The organism is Shewanella litoralis (assembly GCF_009828585.1).
In the GTDB taxonomy this organism is placed as follows: Bacteria; Pseudomonadota; Gammaproteobacteria; order Enterobacterales; family Shewanellaceae; genus Shewanella; species Shewanella litoralis.
On the sequence record NZ_WSRZ01000005.1, the window covers coordinates 35,843 to 57,622 of the forward strand.

At 43.0% G+C, this 21,780-nt stretch carries 22 protein-coding genes; 9 read left to right on the top strand and 13 right to left on the bottom strand.

What is annotated here, in order from left to right; genetic code table 11:
- Window positions 1-16: 16 nt before the first annotated feature.
- The 4 genes from folB (at window position 17) to GQA99_RS06065 (ending at window position 2,697) form a co-directional block, all read left to right on the top strand.
- Complete coding sequence (folB, locus tag GQA99_RS06050; RefSeq protein ID WP_160053003.1) at window positions 17-370, top strand: dihydroneopterin aldolase; 354 nt, start codon at window positions 17-19, stop codon at window positions 368-370.
- A 39-nt stretch (window positions 371-409) separates the two neighbouring features.
- The gene (folK, locus tag GQA99_RS06055; protein ID WP_160053004.1) at window positions 410-934 is read left to right on the top strand and encodes a 2-amino-4-hydroxy-6-hydroxymethyldihydropteridine diphosphokinase; all 525 of its coding nucleotides are present in this window, start codon (window positions 410-412) and stop codon (window positions 932-934) included.
- Between the two features lie 25 nt (window positions 935-959).
- Window positions 960-1,757: an undecaprenyl-diphosphate phosphatase gene (locus GQA99_RS06060; RefSeq protein WP_160053005.1), complete on the top strand. Its 798-nt coding sequence runs from the start codon at window positions 960-962 to the stop codon at window positions 1,755-1,757.
- Window positions 1,758-1,860: 103 nt separating this feature from the next.
- The gene (locus GQA99_RS06065; protein WP_160053006.1) at window positions 1,861-2,697 is read left to right on the top strand and encodes a putative RNA methyltransferase; all 837 of its coding nucleotides are present in this window, start codon (window positions 1,861-1,863) and stop codon (window positions 2,695-2,697) included.
- A 379-nt stretch (window positions 2,698-3,076) separates the two neighbouring features.
- Here GQA99_RS06065 and GQA99_RS06070 read toward each other — a convergent pair whose 3' ends face one another.
- Together GQA99_RS06070 and GQA99_RS06075 are read right to left on the bottom strand one after the other, a co-directional pair.
- On the bottom strand, window positions 3,077-3,343 hold the full coding sequence (locus tag GQA99_RS06070; RefSeq protein WP_124017059.1) for an Lpp/OprI family alanine-zipper lipoprotein: 267 nt from the start codon (window positions 3,341-3,343) through the stop codon (window positions 3,077-3,079).
- A 279-nt stretch (window positions 3,344-3,622) separates the two neighbouring features.
- A complete protein-coding gene (locus GQA99_RS06075) occupies window positions 3,623-4,855 on the bottom strand; it encodes a multifunctional CCA addition/repair protein (protein WP_160053007.1) in 1,233 nt (410 codons plus the stop codon).
- Window positions 4,856-4,985: 130 nt separating this feature from the next.
- On the opposite strand from GQA99_RS06075, the gene GQA99_RS06080 reads away from it, so the two are divergent.
- Window positions 4,986-6,641: an ExeA family protein gene (locus GQA99_RS06080; RefSeq protein WP_160053008.1), complete on the top strand. Its 1,656-nt coding sequence runs from the start codon at window positions 4,986-4,988 to the stop codon at window positions 6,639-6,641.
- Window positions 6,641-7,726: a general secretion pathway protein GspB gene (locus GQA99_RS06085; protein ID WP_160053009.1), complete on the top strand. Its 1,086-nt coding sequence runs from the start codon at window positions 6,641-6,643 to the stop codon at window positions 7,724-7,726. Before GQA99_RS06080 ends, GQA99_RS06085 begins: the two co-directional genes overlap by 1 nt.
- Window positions 7,727-8,000: 274 nt before the next feature.
- Here the strand turns inward: GQA99_RS06085 and nhaD are convergent, their stop codons facing one another.
- From nhaD to GQA99_RS06105, 4 genes are all read right to left on the bottom strand, one after another.
- Entirely contained in the window at window positions 8,001-9,248 is a 1,248-nt protein-coding gene (nhaD, locus tag GQA99_RS06090) for a sodium:proton antiporter NhaD (RefSeq protein WP_160053010.1), read from the bottom strand.
- 314 nt (window positions 9,249-9,562) lie between these two features.
- On the bottom strand, window positions 9,563-10,849 hold the full coding sequence (gene hemL, locus GQA99_RS06095) for a glutamate-1-semialdehyde 2,1-aminomutase (RefSeq protein ID WP_160053011.1): 1,287 nt from the start codon (window positions 10,847-10,849) through the stop codon (window positions 9,563-9,565).
- A gap of 26 nt (window positions 10,850-10,875) precedes the next feature.
- Window positions 10,876-11,895: an aspartate carbamoyltransferase gene (locus GQA99_RS06100; protein WP_160053012.1), complete on the bottom strand. Its 1,020-nt coding sequence runs from the start codon at window positions 11,893-11,895 to the stop codon at window positions 10,876-10,878.
- Between the two features lie 238 nt (window positions 11,896-12,133).
- Window positions 12,134-13,873 carry a chloride channel protein gene (locus GQA99_RS06105; RefSeq protein WP_160053013.1) on the bottom strand — a complete coding sequence of 580 codons (1,740 nt, stop codon included), beginning with the start codon at window positions 13,871-13,873 and terminating at the stop codon, window positions 12,134-12,136.
- A 52-nt stretch (window positions 13,874-13,925) separates the two neighbouring features.
- On the opposite strand from GQA99_RS06105, the gene GQA99_RS06110 reads away from it, so the two are divergent.
- Together GQA99_RS06110 and erpA are read left to right on the top strand one after the other, a co-directional pair.
- Window positions 13,926-14,696 (top strand): DUF6776 family protein, encoded by a 771-nt coding sequence (locus tag GQA99_RS06110; RefSeq protein WP_160053014.1) that lies wholly within the window; start codon window positions 13,926-13,928, stop codon window positions 14,694-14,696.
- Between the two features lie 24 nt (window positions 14,697-14,720).
- Window positions 14,721-15,071, top strand: a complete 351-nt coding sequence (erpA, locus tag GQA99_RS06115) for an iron-sulfur cluster insertion protein ErpA (protein ID WP_160053015.1) — start codon at window positions 14,721-14,723, stop codon at window positions 15,069-15,071.
- 90 nt (window positions 15,072-15,161) lie between these two features.
- Here the strand turns inward: erpA and GQA99_RS06120 are convergent, their stop codons facing one another.
- From GQA99_RS06120 to GQA99_RS06135, 4 genes are all read right to left on the bottom strand, one after another.
- On the bottom strand, window positions 15,162-15,623 hold the full coding sequence (locus GQA99_RS06120; RefSeq protein WP_160053016.1) for a hypothetical protein: 462 nt from the start codon (window positions 15,621-15,623) through the stop codon (window positions 15,162-15,164).
- 14 nt (window positions 15,624-15,637) lie between these two features.
- Complete coding sequence (locus GQA99_RS06125) at window positions 15,638-16,024, bottom strand: DUF2750 domain-containing protein (protein WP_160053017.1); 387 nt, start codon at window positions 16,022-16,024, stop codon at window positions 15,638-15,640.
- Window positions 16,025-16,116: 92 nt separating this feature from the next.
- The gene (locus tag GQA99_RS06130; protein WP_160053018.1) at window positions 16,117-17,232 is read right to left on the bottom strand and encodes an anhydro-N-acetylmuramic acid kinase; all 1,116 of its coding nucleotides are present in this window, start codon (window positions 17,230-17,232) and stop codon (window positions 16,117-16,119) included.
- 41 nt (window positions 17,233-17,273) lie between these two features.
- A complete protein-coding gene (locus GQA99_RS06135) occupies window positions 17,274-18,815 on the bottom strand; it encodes a peptidoglycan DD-metalloendopeptidase family protein (protein WP_160053019.1) in 1,542 nt (513 codons plus the stop codon).
- A gap of 125 nt (window positions 18,816-18,940) precedes the next feature.
- Between GQA99_RS06135 and tyrS the strand changes: the two genes are divergently transcribed.
- A complete protein-coding gene (gene tyrS / locus GQA99_RS06140; protein WP_160053020.1) occupies window positions 18,941-20,137 on the top strand; it encodes a tyrosine--tRNA ligase in 1,197 nt (398 codons plus the stop codon).
- Between the two features lie 72 nt (window positions 20,138-20,209).
- Here tyrS and GQA99_RS06145 read toward each other — a convergent pair whose 3' ends face one another.
- From GQA99_RS06145 to GQA99_RS06155, 3 genes are read right to left on the bottom strand one after another with little or no spacing between them, the layout of a single operon-like run.
- A complete protein-coding gene (locus tag GQA99_RS06145; RefSeq protein ID WP_160053021.1) occupies window positions 20,210-20,686 on the bottom strand; it encodes a nuclear transport factor 2 family protein in 477 nt (158 codons plus the stop codon).
- A gap of 1 nt (window position 20,687) precedes the next feature.
- Window positions 20,688-21,314, bottom strand: a complete 627-nt coding sequence (locus tag GQA99_RS06150; RefSeq protein WP_160053022.1) for a trimeric intracellular cation channel family protein — start codon at window positions 21,312-21,314, stop codon at window positions 20,688-20,690.
- On the bottom strand, window positions 21,311-21,703 hold the full coding sequence (locus GQA99_RS06155) for a DUF2721 domain-containing protein (protein WP_160053023.1): 393 nt from the start codon (window positions 21,701-21,703) through the stop codon (window positions 21,311-21,313). The genes GQA99_RS06150 and GQA99_RS06155 overlap by 4 nt, the downstream gene beginning before the upstream one ends.
- Window positions 21,704-21,780 lie beyond the last annotated feature (77 nt).

Genomic DNA, 21,780 nt, shown 5'->3' on the forward strand with positions numbered 1-21,780 from the left:
TAAGGTGGATAGTTGCATGGATAAAGTGCTTATACGTCAGTTAGCCATAGAAACCGTGATTGGTATTTATGACTGGGAAAAAAAGCTTCACCAAACATTACTGATTGATTTAGATATGGCATGGGACAACCGTCTCGCTGCGGCCAGTGACGATTACGAACACGCGTTATGTTACGAGACTGTATCGAATCGCTTAACGGCACTTATTACTGAAAAGCCGATTGAATTAATTGAAACCGTTGCCGAAATGATTGCGCAATGTTTGCAAGATGAATTTAACGTACCCTGGGTTAAAGTGGTGGTGATGAAGCCTGGTGCAGTGCCTCATGCGGCTTCGGTGGGCGTTGAAATTGAACGTGGCCGTATTTAACAGTGTTTCTTTTATCGTATTAGCAATTTAGGTTAGTCAATGGCACGTATTTACATCAGCTTAGGCACCAATATTTCTCCTGAGCAACACCTTAAAGCCGGTTTGCTTGATTTGCAGCAGTATTTTGGCGCTTTACAATTATCGCGGGTATTTGAAAGTGAAGCGGTTGGATTTAAAGGCACCAATTTTTTGAACATGGTTGCCGCCGCAGATACCGACATGAGCATTGCTGATGTGGTCGCGACGTTTAAACAGATTGAACAAGCTAATGGACGCATTAAAAGCGAAAAGAAGTTTAGTCCAAGAAGCTTAGACATTGATTTGCTGTTGTACGATAACACCGTTTGCGCTTTACCAGTTGAACTCCCCCGTGGTGAGATTTTATTTAATGCTTTTGTATTGTGGCCATTAGCTGAAATTGCCCCCGATTTGCAACACCCTGTTGTACAAAAAAATTATCACTCGCTTTGGCAGGCGTATGACAAACAATGTCAAAACCTGTGGCCTATCGCGTTTGATTTTCCTGCAGAATTACAACCAAGTTTAATATTATCAACTCTCTAAAAAGTGACTCCCCACAAGGAAAAATATGGACACGTTTCAAGTTATTTTGTTGGCATTGATTCAAGGTTTGACTGAGTTTTTACCCATTTCTAGCTCGGCGCATTTAATTTTACCCTCACAGCTTTTCGGCTGGTCTGATCAAGGCTTGTCATTTGACGTCGCGGTCAATACAGGCTCGTTATTTGCGGTGGTGATTTACTTTCGCCATGACATTGTGACCTTAGCTAAATCATGGTTTAGCAGTTTTACCGGTAAACAAAGCCAGGAGAGTAAATTGGCCTGGTGGATCATTTTGGCAACGATCCCAGCCGTCATCGTCGGTTTTACGGCCAAAGACTTTATTGAAACTCATTTTAGAAATACCTTAGTGATTGCCATTACAACTATCGTGTTTGGTTTGTTTCTGTGGTTGGCTGACCGTATGTCAAAAGCGCAATTAAATGAGTTTCAAATGGGTTGGAAAAAAGCCCTGCTTATCGGTTTAGCTCAAGCGATGGCACTGATCCCTGGAACATCACGCTCTGGTGCCACAATGACCGCAGCCCTGATGCTTGGCTTAACCCGCGAAGCGGCGGCGCGTTTCTCGTTTTTAATGTCAATTCCGGTGAGTTTTGGTGCGGCCTTACTGGTCACTAAAGATTTAGTTGAAAGCCCTGCTGCTATTGATTACCAAGCGCTTGGTTTGGGCATTGTAGTGTCGTTTATTGCAGCATACTTGTGTATTCACTACTTTTTAAAGTTTATTAGCAAAATCGGCATGACCCCATTTGTGATTTACCGTTTATTATTAGGCGGCTTATTGCTTGGTATGCTCTATCTTTAAGATGATGGCTAAAAATTAATTACACACTTTATAAACGGGTAGCAATACCCGTTTTTTGTTTTCATTATTGGTAACTGTTTGTTATCTCGAGTTAAGGTTTACTATGACTCTACCGCTATTATGCCCAGTGTGCGCTGCACCGATAAATCAACATCAAGCTTCAATGGGTTTTTATTGTGACAATAAACACCATTTTGATAAACATGCTCAAGGTTATTGGCCGTTACTGAGTAATACCAAAACTAAACCTCAAGTGTTGTCGCGCCAGCAAATGCGCGGTCGTCATTTTTTGTTGGAGTCAGGGCTATTTACGCCACTTATAACCCAATTACAAACAAGCTTGTTAAATGTATTAAATGCCAGTGGTGCGCAAGCTTTTGAGCATCTGGATTATCAGTGTGCAGATGGTTATTACTTACGTCAGCTGGTTAGCGCTGTAGCTGAGGCAGGTGTTGTATGTGAGCATTGGGGTATTACCGATGCCGAAAATGCCATCTATGCAGCGGCTAAAGCGCAAACCCCTGCAAAATTAATATTAGCCGCACTGAAAAAACTGCCTTTTGCGACTCAATCAATGGATGTGGTTACTGTGCTTGATTCTCTTTTAAAGGGAAAAGAATGTATTAGGGTATTAAAAGATAGTGGCCGAATTGTCATGCTACAGCCAGGCGTGCGTCATTTGTGGCAAATTAAGCAACAAGTGTATCCTGATTTAACGGAAAAGCCGTTACAGCTTAATTTACCGAATGAGCTTGAGATTGAATCACAGCAACAAGTAACGTTTACTCAATCGGTTGCAGGCGAACAGGCGCTCACGTTACTAGACATGTCGGTGTTTGGTTGGCGAGCGAATGATGAGTTAAAACATCAAATAAAGTCGAGTGCGATATCTGAGCTAGAGTTTGATTGGCAGATATTGACGCTCAAGAAGCGGTTATAAAAATTTATTCTTAAGCCAAATTACAATCGATAAGATAAAGGTATGTCTGGTGTATCAGGAGCGTAAGAGTCAAGGGTTAAGGCGCTTCGCGACCAGATACTTCGAGGCCGGATACTACAATGGTCAGATGCTAAGATTTAATAGCAGGTGCTAAGATTTCTGTAGGATTGTTTAACAAGATTAAAGGGTTGAACAATTAATTGGGGAAATGCTGACAAAAAAGGGGGGGGGGGTGACGAGTGCTGGGTAGATTTACCGCTCAATTCTTTATATGGCACAAATAATTAAGGCTTGACGTTGAAAGCTACCTAGGTAGTAAATCAACAATCAAGCCCTAATAATCAACCTATTAATATAAGCTAATTTTTAATAGCAATTCTTACTTTTTGTAAGAAGAAGCCATGTTGTCTAAACGGTCGTTAGCACGTTTAGCTTCGGCTTGTGCGTCCATAGAAGCAGCTTTAGCGCCTTTAACATCGGCAGATAGCTTGCTTTGCTCAGACTTTAAAGAACCAACTTCTGCTGATAGTTGATCAACTTTGTTACCTAGGTTTGCTACGCTTTCTTCTAAAGCAGTAGTGTTAGCACAACCACCTAATAAAGCAGTCATCGCAACACCAGCAATCATCAGTACTTTTTTGTTCATGGGTAAATCCCTTAATATATAGGTTGTTAAATAGTGCAACGGCGTGTGCCTTTGCAACGGCGTAATTATGTCACAGTTTTTTTTATTTGCTATAGGCAAACAAAAGAATATTTACTTAAAATAGCGAAATAAATGAAAATTGCAAGTCTACAAGCTTAAAAGGGCAATTATTTATCGATTTTATATAAATCTTAGTGATTTATTGCTTATTCACCGCTAAAAAATGCACTTTTTCGCTTTTTATCATAAACCTTGTGACACCCTTTTGTAGCATGTTTGTTAGTTTTTAACCAATTGTAATTTAAAGTCATTAACACATTGGATGCGTTTTAGCTGTAATTGGCTTTTTATTGCAGCGCCCTGGTGCCCCTCAGCAATAATTGACTGTACATCGACTTGAGTCGCTAACTGATAACATTGCTGTAAATATTGGGCTTGCGGATACAAAGCATCTTCAAATCCTGTGCGGCCTCTTATGTCGCCATGGCAACATAACAATAAATCGGTGAGACGTTGTGGTTTGCGCCACAAATCGGCTTTATCGAACAGTTTGACGATCGTTTCTGCTCTAAGTTCAAATGCATTGTGAATATTTTGGTGTTGGTCGCTCACTAATAGTGCTAAATCACGATAGTCGTTTGGTACTTTAATGCGGGCACATAATGCCTTAATGGCGGGTAAGCCTTTTTGTCCATGGCCATAATGTTTCGGCCAGTCTTGTTTTGGGGTGAGGGCTTTGCCTAAATCATGTACTAAGGCGGCGAAACGGACTGCTTTATTGTCGCTTAATAAACTTGTCTGTTCTAACACCATTAGCGTATGAATTCCGCTGTCGATTTCGGGATGCCATTTTTCTGGTTGTGGTACGCCAAATAATGCATCTATTTCAGGAAAGAGCACCTCAAGGGCTTGGCATTGCCTTAATACTTCGAAAAATATTTGTGGGCTTTGAGAGCCTAACGCTTTGTCGCATTCTTGCCATACGCGTTCAGGTGTGAGGTGTTCAAGCTCACCACTGTTTGCAATATCGGTCATGAGTTGCAATGTTTCGGGCGCAACGGTAAAGCCTAAATGATGAAAACGAGCGGCAAAGCGTGCAACGCGTAACACGCGAAGTGGATCTTCGACAAATGCCTGCGATACATGGCGTAAGATTTTTGCCTCAATGTCTTTTACACCCTGGAATGGGTCATACAATGTACCTTGATCATCTTGCGCGATGGCATTAATGGTTAAGTCTCGACGCAGTAAGTCTTCTTCAAGGGTCACTTGTTTGTTGGCATTACAACTAAACCCCTGGTAGCCATAACCGGTTTTTCGCTCCGTTCTGGCTAAGGCATATTCTTGTTGAGTTTTGGGGTGTAAAAATACAGGAAAATCTTTGCCGACTTGTTGATAACCCTGTTCAAGCATTTCTTCGACACTGCTACCGACCACCACATAATCTTTATCAACAACAGTTTGATTAAGAAGGGTGTCGCGCACGGCCCCGCCGACTAAATAAATCTTCATGGCGTACCACAACGTGTAATAATAAGTGGCTTAAATATTATCAGAGTTAGATTTTTACGGCTAACTTTTGACAAGTAAACACACAAGCATTAACGTGAGCCGTCAGTTTCAAATAAGGATTTTTGGTCGAATGTATAAAGCCTTCTATGGATTAAACGATAATCCGTTTTCAATTGCGCCTAACCCTCATTATATGTTCTTAAGCGACCGTCATCGTGAAGCGTTGGCTCACTTAACTTATGGCCTGGGTGAAACCGGTGGGTTTGTGTTATTAACCGGTGAGGTGGGTACCGGGAAAACTACCGTGTCGCGTTGTTTGTTGCAGCAAATCCCTGATAACACCGATACCGCTTTTATCCTTAACCCTTCATTGACTGAACTTGAGTTACTGGCGACATTATGTGACGAACTGGAAATTAACTATGGCGACAACCCGACGTTAAAGCAGCTAACAGATTTGATTAGCATGTATTTGCTTAATAACCATAAAAACGGTCGCAATACGGTGTTGATTATTGATGAAGCTCAACATTTACGCTCTGAAGTATTAGAGCAGCTGCGTTTACTCACCAATTTAGAAACCAACACTAAAAAGCTGTTGCAGGTGATTTTGATCGGTCAGCCTGAATTACAACAATTGCTTAAACGCCAAGATTTACGTCAATTAGCTCAGCGTATTACTGCGCGTTATCATTTATTACCGCTAAATAAAGAAGAGATTGCGCTCTACGTGTTGCATCGTTTGCAAGTGGCTGGTCGTCATGAGCCATTATTCACCCGCAAAGCGATAGCAGCATTACATAAACATTCTGGCGGTATTCCGCGCTTGACCAATTTATTGTGCGAACGGGCATTAATGGCGGGATATGGCCAGGCTAAAGTGCCGATTGACCATAAAATGGTTAATCAAGCGGCGATTGAAGTGTTAGGTGATATTGACGTCTCTGCTGATAAACGTTGGCCATTTGTCGCTGCCGCGGCGCTTGTGTTGGCATTTGGTTTATCTTTTTACTTATTTAATCGCACAGCAATTGATGAAAACATCAATGCAGCGGCACTGTTGCCCCCTGTTTCTGCCAATGTTGCATCCTCGGAAACAGACAGCGCGCCAAAAACGGTTGCCACTGTAGCGCAGCAGCCCGCACAAACCTCGCCAGCGGTGAATGCTGAGCAACAAATTTTACGCCAGGCAATGTTACAAAGTAGCAGTATCGATAATGCATTTGCCGGTTTATTTGGTTTATGGAATAAGCAACCCATTACGGGGTTATCTGCTTGCCAGGCTGCGCAACAGCAAGAGTTAGCCTGTTACCAGCAGCAAGGTAATTGGCACAGCATTATGCGCTTAAATTATCCAGCGGTTGTCTACTTGCAAGATGCACAAGCCAATGTGTTTTACGGAGTTATTGTTGAGCGTCAAGCTGAGCAGATTTTGTTGCAATTAGGCGAGCAGCAATTTTGGGTTAACAAAGATTGGTTTGACCGACACTTTAGCGGCACGTTCGAAATATTATGGCAACCCGACAGTGTGTTGCCTCGTGAAATTGGTCAGTCTTCGAGTTTGGCGCAAGTGCAATGGCTTGAAAATAGTTTAGCCATGGTGAATCAGCGTCGTGCCCGTTTATTAACTCAGTTTGACAGTGATTTAGAACAGCAATTAATGCAGTTTCAGCGTCAGCATGGTTTAAAGCCAGATGGTATTGCCGGCAGTCAAACACTCATACAACTTAATTTGTATTTGAGTCAGCAAGGACCCAGGTTGGCCACTGCCGAGGTACGCCGTTAATGTCTATTTTATTAGATGCGGTTAATCGTAATAAACAGCAACAAAGTGAGGTGGTAGACCTACTGTCGACACCTGCTACTCATTATTCTTCGCCATCACGCCCAGCGAATAAATTAAAGCCTTACAGTTTATTAACGGCTGCGATAGTTTTGGGCATAGGCGCAGCCTGGGGAATGAGCGTGTTGTTAGTTCCTCAACCCGTTCAACCTAAGATTGAGTTACCGGTTCAGCCAGAAACGCCATTAATTGTAAGTCAGCCCGTTGCCAAAATCAGTCAACCTAAACTGAATAACCACACTGACACAAATTCTCAAGCTAAAGACGAGATCCGTTTAGCGGGTAAAGTGGCATTGCCGATAGCCAAACCGTTTGATCAATTTTCCCGCGCTAATAGTAACAATGGTTACGCAAATACTAACAATGTCAGTGATAGCAATGCATATGATAACAATGCATATGATAGCGATGTTTATGCCAATAATCGCGATGCCAATAATACTGAGTTAACCGATGTGTATTCACCGCCAGATACAGTGGAGTTAAATACTAATCGGCAATTACAAGTTCAGAAACAACAGGCACAAGACCAGCAACAAGCATTTCAGCAAGAGCAAATTATATTAGGCGCCAATGCTAACAGGCGAGGATTAGCTGAGCTTGAGGCGTTACGAATGCAGGTGAATACTGCGGCGCAAGAAGTCGATTTTGCCTCGGTTAAAGCCCCCTCAATTGATGAGCGAAATAACTTATTGGCGGCGTTTGAAGTTGCACTTAAAGATGTTGAGTTTGAACAGTCTGTTAATCAACAGGTCACTGAGCCAAAGCTTGACCCTATTCCTAAATCCAGTAATCAACAGATCCCTAAGTACGGCGATTTGCCTGCCAGTGTGCAGTTACAAGTGCCAGAGTTTACTATTAATGCACATGTGTATTCATCAGAGCCTAATAACCGTTGGTTAAATGTCGATGGTGTAGAGTTACAACAGGGGGACATGATTAAAAATAAGCTGACGATTATTGAAATTCGTCCTCGTGATATCGTACTTGATATCAATGGTGAGCAATTTAGAGTGCCAGCTATCTAATCAACCTGAACTCGGGATAAGAGATGAACTTATACTATTTAAAATCAACATTTTACCACTAATCTCTTTCAAACTTGTCATTTGTTCTGCTAACAAGACGAATTGACGCGTCAATAGCTAGCCTATTGTAAGTCGATTCAACGCAGTTAGCCGGGCAAAGGACTGTTTGAAAGGCGTTTATTATCCCGAGCTCAGGTTAATCAGTATCACGTTGGCTAAAAATAACAAAGGCGCATCATGCGCCTTTGTTGTTGGTGAGTATTAGAGACGAGCTTTAGCCGTGAATATGGTTAGCTAAAAACAAGGTTAATCCATATCCCAAGCAATAACATAATAGTAAAGCTGGTACATATTTCAGGTAGCTTACAAATGTCAGCTCTTCTACTTTACTCATGGCAATAATGCCTGACGCTGAGCCGATAATGAGTAATGAACCACCCACACCCACAGCATAAGTTAAGCCTAGCCATTGCGCCGTGGTCAACACTGGATCTGCTTTTAATAACGCCGCCGTTAATGGCACGTTGTCTAATAATGCTGAGCCCATACCTGTAAAGAAGTTAGAAATACTTGGATTGTACATTCCATACACATCAGTTAGCAGATTAAGTGTGCCAATTTCTTTCAGCATGCCGACCAATAATAAGATCCCTAGGAAGAATAATAAGGTGTCAAATTCAACCTGACGTATGTACTCAAGTACCTGTACTTCTTCGCTGTTACTCTTGTTCGTGCGGCCCACTAAGAACATTACTGACAAACCGAATAAGAAAGTTAATACCGGCGGAATACCAAATAATACGTTAAGTACCATGGTTAAAATAATGGTCGCGAAGAAAATGCAGCCAATAACGATATCGACAGTATTGTAATTTTGTTCGACAGGTGTAGTACTCACATGGCCTTCGGCTTTAAGTGAAAATAATACCGCCAGTAAACCGACACTGATCCCTGCTGGAATGAACAAAATCAGTAGTTCAGAGATATGCACTTTGCCGGCTAAGAAAATCATTAATGTAGTCACATCACCGGTAATCAGTGCAACACCGCCAGAGTTAACCGCAAAAATAATCAACACGGCCATACGGCGACGCATTTGATTGTCTAAATTGAAGGTGGTTAGTAAGCCTAAAGACACTAAGGTTGCGGTCACGTTGTCACAAAATGTCGATAACACTAATGAAAACATACCCACTTGTAACATCAGCATGCGCACCGACACTTGTTGTGGAAAGATTTTCTGTACTAATACCTGGATCATACCCTTAGCATTAAGGTAGGCCACAAAGGTCATGGTAGACATTAAAAATAGCCATAGAGTGGCAATTTCTAATAAGTTTTCATTGAGCTCTTCACCTACCAATTTACTATTTTCTGGACTACCAGAGGCCATAAAGAGGGTTATCCAGGCGATACAGCCAAGGAACAAGGTGGTTTTTGCTTTGTTAATATGGGTAACTTCTTCGAGCACAATACTTAACAGTGCAAGCACCGCAAGTGAGATAAGAAAGGTATGTAGCATGACTGCAATTCCAACTTTGTGTTGTAGGTAATCAAGATCATTACCGTGAATTTCTGCTCACTTAATTCAAGCTGATTTTAAGGTTAAATTAAGCTTATTTTTTGGCGGTGCGATCACATCACACCCCGAGCATTTTCGCAATATAGATCACGGTTTTTTCGTTAATTATCGACCAAAGTCGTGGATAAAATTATGGACACGGGAAAGGGATAGGAATTCGTGTTAAAAAAATAGGATAAACAATTTAGTTGTTTATCCTATTTTTGTTGTCAACTATGCGCTTAACCTAAAAAAGCGTTTAGCCTTAGCATGATTTACTTCATAGCGGCAAAGACACGGTCAACAGCGGCTAAGGTGTATTCGATTTCGTCATCGCCATGAGCCATAGACAAGAAGCCTGCTTCATAAGCGCTCGGTGCTAAATACACGCCTTCATCTAACATAGCATGGTAAAAATGACGGAAATGCTCCATGTTGCACTTGGTCACTTGGGCAAACGAGGTCATTGGTGCCGTGTCTTCAGTGAAGAAGAAACCAAACATACCGCCAGCATAGGTGATGCTTAACGGAATACCGTGTTTGTCTGCCGCGGCTTTAAAACCTTGTGCAACGCGTTTGGTTTTATCGGCAAGCGCCTCATATAAACCTGGTTCACATAAGGCATCCATTTGCGCAAGACCTGCAGTCATCGCGATAGGGTTACCCGATAACGTACCTGCTTGATAAACAGGGCCTGTTGGTGCAATAAACTGCATCACGTCTTTACGGCCACCAAAAGCACCTACTGGCATGCCGCCGCCAATCACTTTACCTAGGGTGGTTAAGTCTGGTGTTACGCCATAGAAGCCTTGTGCACCACTCATAGAGACACGGAAACCTGTCATCACTTCATCGATGATTAACAGCGCACCGAATTCATCACAAATTGCGCGTAGACCTTGTAAGAAGCCTTCTACAGGTGGAATGCAGTTCATGTTGCCAGCAACCGGCTCAAGAATGATACAAGCGATATCGTCTGGGTGCTGCTCGAAAATAGCACGCACAGAATCAAGGTCGTTGTAGGTTGCTGTTAACGTGTGCTTAGCAAAGTCTTCAGGAATACCAGGCGAACTTGGCTGACCAAGGGTTAATGCGCCAGAGCCCGCTTTAACTAATAAGCAGTCAGCATGGCCGTGGTAACAACCTTCGAACTTTAAAATATTGTCACGATTAGTAAAACCACGCGCTAAACGAATGGCACTCATGGTCGCTTCTGTACCTGAGCTGACCATGCGAACCTGTTCCATTGATGGCACCATTGAAATCACTTTTTCAGCCATTTTGACTTCAAGTTCTGTCGGTGCACCAAAAGACAAACCATTTTCAACCGCCGCTAATACAGCCTGACGGATTTTTGGGTGATTATGACCTAAAATCATCGGTCCCCATGAACCTACGTAGTCGATATATTTTTTACCGTCAGCATCGAAAATAAAAGCACCATCGGCTTTTTCGATAAATAACGGCGAACCACCAACACCATTAAAGGCACGTACGGGTGAGTTAACGCCACCTGGAATGGTCTTTTTAGCCTGTTCAAATAAGACTTCGGAACGGGTCATGTCTAATCCTTAATATTGTGTGCCAATTATCTATCGGCTTTACGTGAATACCAGTTTACTGGGCACTCATACTTTTCGAGTTGGTTTTCAACTCCAAGTGTTAATGCAAAGAGCGCCATACGGATAAGTAAGCCGTTGTCGGCTTGTCTAAAAATAGCCAAACTTGGATGGCTGTTTAAATCATTGTCGAGCTCGTTTGCTTGTGCGCGCGAATCTCGAGGTAACGGGTGCATAATCACGGTATTTGACTTGCAATGTTGCGTGTAAATATTGTGATTTAAGCGAAACTTGCCGCGATACTTATTAGCTTCTTCTTGTGACGGAAAACGCTCTTCTTGAATGCGGGTCAAATACAAAATATCGGCTTGATGTAAATTACCTTCAAGCTGCTCTGTTATTGTGATCTTATGGCCAGCATTTTCAATGTCGGCGATCACATAGTCAGGCATTGCTAGCTCACTGGGTGAAATCAATGTGAACTTAATGTCTTTATGCATACAAAGTAAGCGCGATAAAGAGTGAACGGTACGGCCATATTTTAAATCACCTACCATCGCAATGTGCATACCGTCGATGCCCATACCTGCGTGGCTGAGCTCTTTTTTAATGGTAAACAAGTCAAGCAAGGCTTGAGTAGGGTGCTCATTGGGGCCGTCGCCACCATTAATCACTGGCACGCGGCTACCTTCTGCGAACTCTTTTACTGAGTAAGCATCAGGATGGCGCATGGCAATCACATCAGAATAGGTCGACAACACTCTGGCGGTATCATACAACGACTCGCCTTTTGATAATGACGATGATGCCATCCCTGTGGTTTCACGAACATGGCCGCCAAGTAAGTTGAATGCACAGCCAAAGCTGACGCGAGTACGGGTGCTGGGCTCAAAAAACAAATTGCCTAAAATCGCGCCCTCTAACACCTTGGTGCGTTTTTCTCGCAGTGCGTAGGGGGTCATTTTGTTAGCAACGTTAAAAATAGTGTTTATTGAATCCAGATCTAACTGGTTTACGGAAAGGATATGTGAACCTTCGAACTGCATCATCAGCCTGATTTCCAGAGTGTAGGGTAAAATATCCACCAAAACAGCATGCTATTTTACCGTTATTTTATAGGGTATTTATCGGTTTTTTTTATAATGTGGCTGAGGCAAAATTGTAGCAGAAAATAAACAGCAGATAAATATGTCCCACGAGATTCACTTGCTTTGAAATAGAACAACCTAGTGAGAATTATGTCCCCATCATCAAGGTGTAAATAATGGGTAGCTCATCAATAAATGGCTAAATTTGCCCAGAGCGGATCTCTTGCAACAAGTTTGTCCAGCTGATTACCCCAACCACTTTCTGACCATTGGGATTATTGGGACTGTCGCGATAAATATACACTTCACCCGAACGTTTAGCCGCTAAAGCTTCATAGGCTTCGTTGAGTGTGGCACTGTCTGGCAACCCAGGCATAGGGTGACGAGACAGAGTGGTCGAGTCTTCAAAAGACTGCATTTCAAGGCGCAGCATTTCTATTTTTCCTTCGCCATTGCGAACCAGTACGGGCCGACCTTCTGCGCGCTTTAATACTTCAAGCAGCAGTTCATCGTCATCGTTTACAATCACAAAGCGGCGGTCCATTAACACTCTTACGCCTTTCTTTTGTAAGCCCTGGTTTAACGGTGCAACCTTGTAACCCAGCCCCATAATGTCTAATTGTTTTAAGAAAATAGAGCTAGTGTTAAAGCCCTGGTAAGCCACCAAAAATGCCGGGATGGTAATAAACATGGCCGGTAAAATAATGGATGTGTCGTTGCTCAGTTCCAGCAAGGCCACCAGTGCAGCTAATGGCGCGCTTAAACAAACGCCCATCATGGCGGTCATGCCAATGACGGTATACAAGCCAACATACGGTGCAATCGATGGAAATAATAAGCTACTTAAAATCGCCAAAATAGCGCCGACTAATGCCCCGATACCATAAAGTGGACCAATTAATCCGCCAGGGACACCAAAGCCAATAGCCGCAATGGTTGCCAGCATTTTTGCCAGTAACAAGCCAATTAAAAACAATAGGCTAGGGTGTTCGCTAATGGCTTCATGAATTGCAAAATCACCAGAACCTAACGCTTGTGGCATCACAAGGCCAATCAAGGTGGTGATCGCTGCGGCAATGAATAAACGGTATATGAGCGGCCAGTTTTGGCCTTTAGCGGTTACGGTTAACAGAGAAAAGTTAAACAGTGCCGCAACGCAGCCGAGCACTACACCGCCGATAAGTAAAATCGGGTAATGGTCTAGTGGAATGCGGATAACATTAATGAGTTCATATTCGTGTACATTGCCAAATACCAATTGGCTCGATACTGCGCCGCAAATGGCCGATAACATAATCGGGAAAAAATAATGAATTTTGTATTCGCGTACGATGACTTCAAATACAAATAATACGGCCGCGAGTGGCGCGTTAAAGGTTGCTGCAATCCCTGCGGCTATGCCACTGGCACACATAATACGTACGCTGTTGTCTGGCAGGCTAAATTTCTCAGCCATTACACTGGCGCTCACCGCGCCAAGGTGTATTGCCGGGCCTTCTTTACCGACAGAGAAGTTACTCATCAGGGCAATTAAGGCCTGAAAAAACTGCCCTGCAGCTGATTGCAGTGGCACTTTGCCATAATGTAATTTAAATCGATGCAAAACATAGGCAATGCCCATGCGGCGGTAGCGCTTTGAGCCTAACAATGACAATAACCAAATTAATGCCGCGCCAATCAACGGCAGATAACTTCGCCAGTCAGTTAATGTTGAACTGATAGTATTCGTGTCCGAAAGCAGATATTGTTCTGCCCAAACTAGGCTTAAGCGAAACAGAATAATGACCAATGAGGCAATTATTGCAAACAGCAGAGCCAGTGCACAAAGTTGTACACTAATTTTGGCTTGAGACAGTTTATCTCTAAATTCATTGTGCAGATATTTGCGCGCCGCTCTTTTGGCGTGAATAATAGCGACTTTATTTATCTTAAATTGCACTGTTTAGCTCTAGGCTCATTGGCATTCGAATTCTTTAAAAGGTTGTTACCTAATGTTAAATTATCACCGTTGGTTAGACAGACTGCAAGTTTTAGAGCGTAAAAATAGGACATCGAGCAAATACTTACTCAGCTTAGTGCTGGTGTCATTTCTATTGGGCGCGGTTAGTTTTAATCTTTGGCTGTCGTTTGCTCCAGACTCGACACCCAATAGTGCCAGTGGCAAGCGTAAATTATTACAGCAACTTGATGAGCAAGCTCAAGTCATAGCAAGCCGTAATATGGCGCTAAGTATTGCTGAAAATGCCAACAAAGAAATGCAAGATATGTTTAGTCAACAACTGACCCAGCAAAAAGCATTAGAGAAAGAGCTCGCGTTTTATCGCAGTGTTATGGTCACCGATGCAGACGTTGAAGGGGTTGCCATTAATACCGTAGAGCTGGCGCAAGGCGTCAGTGCCGAGCAATTTCAATTACGTATCGTGTTAACTCAGTTGCAAAAACGCAAGGCGAAAGTGAAAGCCAGCGCCGAGGTCACCTTAATGGGTAGCCAAAATGGCAAGACAAGCACATTGTCGTTAAATAAGTTATTGAACAAAAAGTTAGATTTTGAATTTAGTTACTTTCAAATTATGGACAGCGATTTTGTTCTGCCGGTAGGGTTTAGCTTGAAAAGGATAGCCGTTAAAGTGAAGGTGAATGCGAGTCGCGGCGTTAAAGGCGGTGCTATTGAGCAAACCTTTAACGTGCCTGAGCTGTTAATGGGCGAAAAAGAACTGCGGGTAATACTTGAACAAAATAGTCAGGTAAAGGATAATTCTTAGTAGACACCGAAGTAAGAGGTAGTAATGACTGAACAAACTGATGCAGCAATGCCGATCCAATTTACCGATGCTGCAGCAACTAAGGTAAAAGGGCTGTTAGAAGAAGAACAGAATCCTGAATTAAAACTACGTGTATACGTTACAGGTGGTGGTTGCTCTGGTTTTCAGTATGGCTTTACGTTCGATGAAAAAGTCAACGAAGGTGACTTCACTATTGAAAAGCAAGGCGTACAACTTGTTGTTGATCCAATGAGTCTTCAATACCTTATGGGTGGCGAAGTGGATTATACATCAGGCCTTGAAGGTTCTCGTTTTTTTGTTAAAAACCCGAACGCAACGACAACCTGTGGTTGTGGTGCGAGTTTCTCGGTGTAATCGTTATATCCGAAACTTCTTGTTGGGTAACAAACCTATAATAAAAAAGCCGTCGAAAGACGGCTTTTTTATATCATTTTAGCGAGAAGGTTAACCGCTAATAATATTGAAGTTAATGCGCGACTTAAACCATGCTTTGACCTTGGTATTAAAGCTTATCCACACTTGTAACATCCCCACAGCGATAAGTACGCTATAAAGAATCCAGTCTGGCACGACTGTTTGGAACACACCAAAATCAACAGTGGTAGGCCCAGCGTCAAGATTATCAGGGTCGTACATAACAATCGGTAACATGCTGTAGAGCATTAGCTGAAGCAGACAGTAAACTCGCAATAAATATAAAGCCGCTTTTTGTCTACCCACAATACCCAGCACTAACATCAGCGTTAATAAACATAACATTGCACTGAGTTCTGACATTGATTGGGCAGCAATTAGACCGCCAACCGAGGTAATGACATAAACCAGCATTAACGCGATAAGTCGCTTTGGTATGCTGGGTTTGGCCGCGTCAGTAGTGGTAACTGGCTGAGTTGATTCTTGGGTCATTATGCGCGATTCAATTAGTGCTTAGACTGCGACTTTGGTGTTAAACGTTCGTTCACTTCGTAGGGTGGAACCACCACACCTAAGTCATCTTGCACTGGGAATACCGCAATAAATAAATCGTCATCTTCCATGCCGCTCACCCAACGCTCTTGAAATTCTGACAATGGAATCGCCAATGGCTCACACTCATTCCATTCGTCAACCGCCCACAGTGCGGCAGTTTCTTCTGACGGCCACATCGGGATGCAGTCTTCATCTTCGGTGGTTAGCATGACGCAACCATCTTGATCTTGCAGAGTCCATATGGTTTGTTCTGCTTTAACTTGCTCAACCATATAATCGTAACGGCCTTCTGGCGTAAGATTCATTAACTCAGATACACTTTTGACTTTGTTGCTCATATTGACTCTCATTAATTAGTAAAGGCTTTGCTAAACCCAATCGATTTGGCAAATTTGCAGTCATCATAACATTGAGACTCGCATTGAAAAAGTTATCTTGCTCTAAAACGACCGCCTAGCACGGCTGGGCGCGATGCACCTGTAACAGCCGGTAAGTTGGCAGGTAAGTCGTTATGATGACGCATAGCAAGCCAGGCAAAGGCTATGCCTTCTACCCATTTGGCATCTACGCCTAGGCCTGCAGTGGTGTCCATTTTATAGCCTGGGACTAATCGCGCTAGGCGTTGCATTAATTCAGTATTGAGTGCGCCGCCGCCGCACACAAATAACTCGCCTGTGGCAGACAGCTTATTGATGTCATTAGCAATGCTGTGGCAGGTTAGGTCGAGTAAGGTTGATTGAATATCTTCCTGGTCTAAGTGGCTATAATCAGCTAATTGCTGCTCAAGCCATGCCTGGTTAAACAGCTCTCTGCCTGTGCTCTTAGGCGCAGATAAAGAAAAATAAGAATGCGATAATAGCTGCTTAAGAAACTCAGGATCTGTTGCACCAGAGGCAGCCCAGGCGCCATTTTCATCAAACGCGTGGCCTAAGCTTTGGTGAACAAAGTAATCAATGAGAGTGTTACCAGGGCCGGTATCAAACCCGAGAACATCATCACTGTTGCCTGGTAAATAAGTAATATTAGCAATACCGCCAATGTTTAAAATCACTCGCGTTTGCCCTTGTTTAGCAAAGACTTGCTGATGAAATGCGGGCACGAGCGGTGCACCCTGGCCACCGAGTGCAACATCTTTGCGTCTAAAGTCGGCAATGACATCGATGTTGGTTTCAACAGCGATGGTATTGGGGTCACCAATTTGCAGGGTAAAGCCCATTTCTAAATTAGGCATGTGACGCACAGTTTGTCCATGCGATCCTATTGCGATAACTTGCTCTGCAGTAATATCGGTTTTTGCCAGTAAGTTATTCACGGCTTGGGCAAATAATTTACCGACACTGCGATCAAGGCGACCTAAGCGATTGATTTCATCATCGGTTGCAGCTTGGCATAAGCGCTGTAAGCCTTTTAACAAATGGCCCGGAATCGCTTCAGTATGGCCGGCAATTAATTTGGGTTGCTCAGCGGTAAAATCAACTAACACGGCATCGACGCCGTCCATGCTGGTGCCCGACATCAGGCCGATAAAATATTCTGGCTTAGACATGAAATACTCTCTGTACTGAAGTCGCGAGCAAGGCAGACAAATTAATTGCTTGCCAATTGCTGCTGTTGATTTGATTTTAGTTGCGCCATTAACTGCTTGCTTAATGAGGTAAACTTACCTTTTTCGCTACGGTTAATAGGCATAGATTTTGGTAAATCTATGGTGCGTGGATTGCGATGTACACCGTTAACAATGAACTCATAATGTAAATGGGCACCGGTCACTCGGCCTGTTTTACCCAAAGTGCCAATCACTTGACCTTGTTTAACGGTTTCACCACGGTTCACTTTGCGTTTAGTTAAGTGTAAATATTTGGTGGTGTAGGTTTCGTTGTGCTTAATGAAAACATAGTTACCATTAAATTGATTGTACCCAGACTCAATCACTTTGCCTTTACCGGCGGCTTTGATCGGTGTGCCGATGGCTGCAACATAATCAACACCACGATGGGCCTTGATTTGACCGGTTACCGGGTGCAAACGTCGTGGGTTAAAGTTAGAGCTGACATACTTAAAGTCGACTGGCGAGCGTAAAAACGCTTTACGCATGCTGTTGCCGTTTTCTGAATAGTATTCACCGTCGGTGTAACGCACTGCGGTATATCGTTCGCCCTGATTAATAAACTCAGCGGCTAAAATATTGCCGTTACGTAAAAATTGGCCATCGGCATATTCTTGATCAAACAATAATGAAAAATGATCGCCTTTACGAATATCTAAAGCAAAGTCGACGTCCCAGCCAAAAATGTTGGCCAGTTCCATAATGTGATTTCCTGACAAGCCTGCGTCAGCGGCGGCGTTCCAAAAGTTGCTTTTAATGGTTGCGGTAATAAACGAGGTACGACTTTGCACTTCTTTGGTGTTTACCACTTCTTTGTAGCGGTCATTGTTATGACTGATCACCAAGGTAGACACTTTATCCATGCGATAACTCAGTTCTTTTAACTCACCTAAATCATTTTTGCTGATGGCAATTTCTTCACCTGGCATAATGGTAAGCAAATTCTTTTTCGCCAAAGGCAGTTGAGTAATGTCATACACATCTTTCGCGGTTAACCCTGCACGGCTGAATAAACCGCCTAAAGTGTCACCTTTTGCGACTTCATAATATTCAACGGTGTAATCATCGTTGCTCGCTTGCTGTTTTATTTTGGCTTTTTGTTTGGCGAGTTGGTTATCAATATCTTTGAGTACTCCATCGACACCCTCTGGGCGGGTTTGCAGCATCGCAAGATGTTGTGCAAATGCCTCGTCGTCAGCCGTTGCAGATACCGACTCATGTTTGTTCACATTTTGTGGTGATAATGTACTGTTATCAAAGATATTGTCGGCAATCTCTTCTTGCTCAACGTCTTTGTTGTCTGCGGGGGGCGTCGGGGTTCTAAAGGCCAGCGGAGCAGAATAGCGAGTATCATTTTCTGTGGTATTTTTATCTGTTGATTTACTCACTAATTGGGTTTGTTTAGATGCTTGAGCATCTTCCGATGGAAACATCAGAATAATAGTGGTTAACATCACTAATAATGACAGTGTGATTTGATGTGCTTTTGGCAACAATGTGAATAAAGTTAGAAGCTTTGCCATTGACTCAGGTACCAATTTCTCTCTAGTGTTGTTATCTGCTAAGTGTACACTCTTTCATTTGCCGTGGCTAACAAGTAACATAGACCTCTTTATTTTTTGTGCAAGCCCTGGGAGTTGCAGTAGAGATGGCGAATTTAGATCAAGTATTGGCAGAGATTAAGCGCGGTACCGATGAGATATTACTTGAAGCGGATTTGCTTGAGAAACTGAAAGAAGGGCGTCCATTACGCATCAAATTAGGTGCTGATCCTACCGCTCCAGATATTCACTTAGGCCACACGGTTATTTTAAACAAAATGCGCACCTTTCAAGAGCTCGGTCACGAAGTGATTTTCTTGATTGGCGATTTTACGGGCATGGTCGGTGACCCTAGCGGTAAAAACAGTACCCGTCCTCCGCTCACTCGCGAGCAAGTGCTTGCTAACGCTGAAACCTATAAAGAGCAGGTCTATAAAATTTTAGATCCCGCTAAAACTCGTATCGAATTTAATTCTAGCTGGTTAGAGCCATTAGGCGCCGCTGGGATGATCCGTTTAGCATCACAACAAACCGTTGCCCGTATGATGGAACGTGACGACTTTAAAAAGCGTTATGCATCAGGCCAAGCGATTGCTATTCATGAATTTATGTACCCATTATTGCAAGGTTATGACTCTGTTGCGTTAGAGGCTGATGTTGAATTAGGTGGTACAGACCAAAAGTTCAATTTATTGATGGGTCGTGAGCTGCAAAAGGCGGAAGGGCAAAAGCCACAAACCGTGATCATGATGCCGCTGCTTGAAGGACTTGACGGCGTTAAAAAAATGTCTAAGTCGGCGTACAACTATATTGGCGTGAGTGAGCCTGCTAATGAAATGTTCGGCAAAATCATGTCAATTTCAGATGATTTAATGTGGCGCTACCTTGAGCTGTTATCTTTCCGTCCACTTGAAGAGCTTGCACAGTTCAAGTTAGATGTTGAAAACGGCACTAATCCACGTGATATTAAGATTTTATTGGCCAAAGAAATCATTGCGCGTTTCCATGATGAAGTGCAAGCACAAGCAGCACACCAAGCCTTTATCGATCGTTTCCAAAAAGGCGCGATCCCAGATGACATCGAAGAAGTGGTGTTAGAAGCGGGTGAAGGCTTAGCGATTGCTAACTTACTAAAAGATGCTGGCCTTGTGGGCTCAACATCAGACGGTATGCGCATGATTAAGCAAGGTGCGGTGAAGATGGATGGCGAAAAAGTGGAAGACAGTCGTCAAATCTTTAATGCTGGCCTAGATGCTGTATTCCAGGTAGGCAAGCGTAAGTTTGCTAAAGTGATTTTGAAGTAACGCTTTAATCACTCGTAAAAAAACGGCTTATTAAGCCGTTTTTTTATGTCTGAAATTTATTATTATTATTATTTATTGCGACTCAAGTTGATCTGACATGGTTTGATAATCCATTAAATCCATCTGTTCTATCAAACGTTCGGTATTGTTATCAAATTTAAGCGTCGTGACACCGGGTACCGCAAGGTCAATAATCTTCCCCGGTTTGCCGAATTGATCACCCGGGCCGCGTAAACGATAGCTGCCAATAATCACCACCAGCGAACCGGTATTAAACATGTGTTCTATGTTTAAACGGTATTCAAGCACGCCTTCATGGGCGCGTTGTAAAAAACCAATAATTTGTCGTCCACCTGTGTAGGTGGTATTCGCTGTTTTGTCGAAAAAAATGGTATCACGAGAATAAAAACGTCGTAAAGTCGAATAGTCATGATCGGTTAATGCTTCCATGTACTTCATGGCTAGCTGCTGCTCTTTCGGCATGTCACCAATATTGGCGCTGATTGAAAAACTGCAAACTAAACAAAATAATAGCAATATTATTCGCACATTAAATTCTCTTTGTTTTTAAATCGAAAGCCGGTAAAGACAAATGCCAGCGGATAGCGCTTAGGCGAATGATTAAGGTACTGATCATTGCGATAAACATCGATGTCATACTGTCCATGCCAACCGCCAAGCTTAAGGTATAACAAATACCACCCACGATGGAAGCGGTTGCGTAAATCTCTGTACGTAACACCATAGGCACCTGGCGGCACAGTAAATCACGAATAATGCCGCCACCGACACCGGTAATTAAGCCCATAACGACGGCAATCATGCCAGATAATCCCATTAATAAGGCTTTTTCGGCACCAATCACCGTAAACAATGCCAACCCTAACGCATCGGCTACGGGTAAGGTTAACGCCGGTAATTTATGCGGTTTACGCACGAGCACTAAACAGGCCAACACAGTGGCTAAAATGACAATGATGTAGTTAGGATCGCGGATCCAAAATACCGGTGTTGCGCCAATTAATGCATCACGAATACTGCCACCACCAATTGCGGTCACAGAGGCAAGTACGATGACCCCAAATGGATCCATTCGATGTTTACCCGCGGCCAGCGCACCAGAAAGCGCAAATACTGCGGTACCACATAAATCGAAAATGTAGATCCATTGACTCATTTACTTAGCTCTTTGAGGTGAATGTTGAGAGCATCAACTGAGATGCGAATTTCAATCACCGATAAAATCAATGAATACAGTAACAGCAATAAACTTAAGCCAAACACCACCGAGCCAGTTTGGTTAAAGCCTGTGTAAATTAGTATCATGCAAAGTACGCATAGGGCAAAACTACTTACTCCCGCTTCTTGCATTTTGCGGATAATAATAATGCGCTGACGTAAGTTTTTTATTTGGTCGCCCTGCACTGGTTTTTTATCGTTACTCAGTTGACGGATTAATGCCGCCAGTGAGAAAAACCGGTTGGTATAGGCCAGCAGTAACAATGAAATAGCCGGAAAAAGCAATGCCGGAGTGGTTAATGATACATGTAAGTTGTTGAGCAACATGGTATTCCTAAGCAGGTCTTTTAGCCGGTAATAATCAACTGTCAGTGACTATAGAGGATTTACACTGTTAAAGATGT

Bases quoted from the DNA above. Each gene is read 5' to 3' on its own strand.
- folB (WP_160053003.1), top strand. From the start codon at position 17: ATGGATAAAGTGCTTATACGTCAGTTAGCCATAGAAACCGTGATTGGT.
- folK (WP_160053004.1), top strand. From the start codon at position 410: ATGGCACGTATTTACATCAGCTTAGGCACCAATATTTCTCCTGAGCAA.
- GQA99_RS06060 (WP_160053005.1), top strand. From the start codon at position 960: ATGGACACGTTTCAAGTTATTTTGTTGGCATTGATTCAAGGTTTGACT.
- GQA99_RS06065 (WP_160053006.1), top strand. From the start codon at position 1,861: ATGACTCTACCGCTATTATGCCCAGTGTGCGCTGCACCGATAAATCAA.
- GQA99_RS06070 (WP_124017059.1), bottom strand. From the start codon at position 3,343: ATGAACAAAAAAGTACTGATGATTGCTGGTGTTGCGATGACTGCTTTA.
- GQA99_RS06075 (WP_160053007.1), bottom strand. From the start codon at position 4,855: ATGAAGATTTATTTAGTCGGCGGGGCCGTGCGCGACACCCTTCTTAAT.
- GQA99_RS06080 (WP_160053008.1), top strand. From the start codon at position 4,986: ATGTATAAAGCCTTCTATGGATTAAACGATAATCCGTTTTCAATTGCG.
- GQA99_RS06085 (WP_160053009.1), top strand. From the start codon at position 6,641: ATGTCTATTTTATTAGATGCGGTTAATCGTAATAAACAGCAACAAAGT.
- nhaD (WP_160053010.1), bottom strand. From the start codon at position 9,248: ATGCTACATACCTTTCTTATCTCACTTGCGGTGCTTGCACTGTTAAGT.
- hemL (WP_160053011.1), bottom strand. From the start codon at position 10,849: ATGACCCGTTCCGAAGTCTTATTTGAACAGGCTAAAAAGACCATTCCA.
- GQA99_RS06100 (WP_160053012.1), bottom strand. From the start codon at position 11,895: ATGATGCAGTTCGAAGGTTCACATATCCTTTCCGTAAACCAGTTAGAT.
- GQA99_RS06110 (WP_160053014.1), top strand. From the start codon at position 13,926: ATGTTAAATTATCACCGTTGGTTAGACAGACTGCAAGTTTTAGAGCGT.
- erpA (WP_160053015.1), top strand. From the start codon at position 14,721: ATGACTGAACAAACTGATGCAGCAATGCCGATCCAATTTACCGATGCT.
- GQA99_RS06120 (WP_160053016.1), bottom strand. From the start codon at position 15,623: ATGACCCAAGAATCAACTCAGCCAGTTACCACTACTGACGCGGCCAAA.
- GQA99_RS06125 (WP_160053017.1), bottom strand. From the start codon at position 16,024: ATGAGCAACAAAGTCAAAAGTGTATCTGAGTTAATGAATCTTACGCCA.
- GQA99_RS06130 (WP_160053018.1), bottom strand. From the start codon at position 17,232: ATGTCTAAGCCAGAATATTTTATCGGCCTGATGTCGGGCACCAGCATG.
- GQA99_RS06135 (WP_160053019.1), bottom strand. From the start codon at position 18,815: ATGGCAAAGCTTCTAACTTTATTCACATTGTTGCCAAAAGCACATCAA.
- tyrS (WP_160053020.1), top strand. From the start codon at position 18,941: ATGGCGAATTTAGATCAAGTATTGGCAGAGATTAAGCGCGGTACCGAT.
- GQA99_RS06150 (WP_160053022.1), bottom strand. From the start codon at position 21,314: ATGAGTCAATGGATCTACATTTTCGATTTATGTGGTACCGCAGTATTT.
- GQA99_RS06155 (WP_160053023.1), bottom strand. From the start codon at position 21,703: ATGTTGCTCAACAACTTACATGTATCATTAACCACTCCGGCATTGCTT.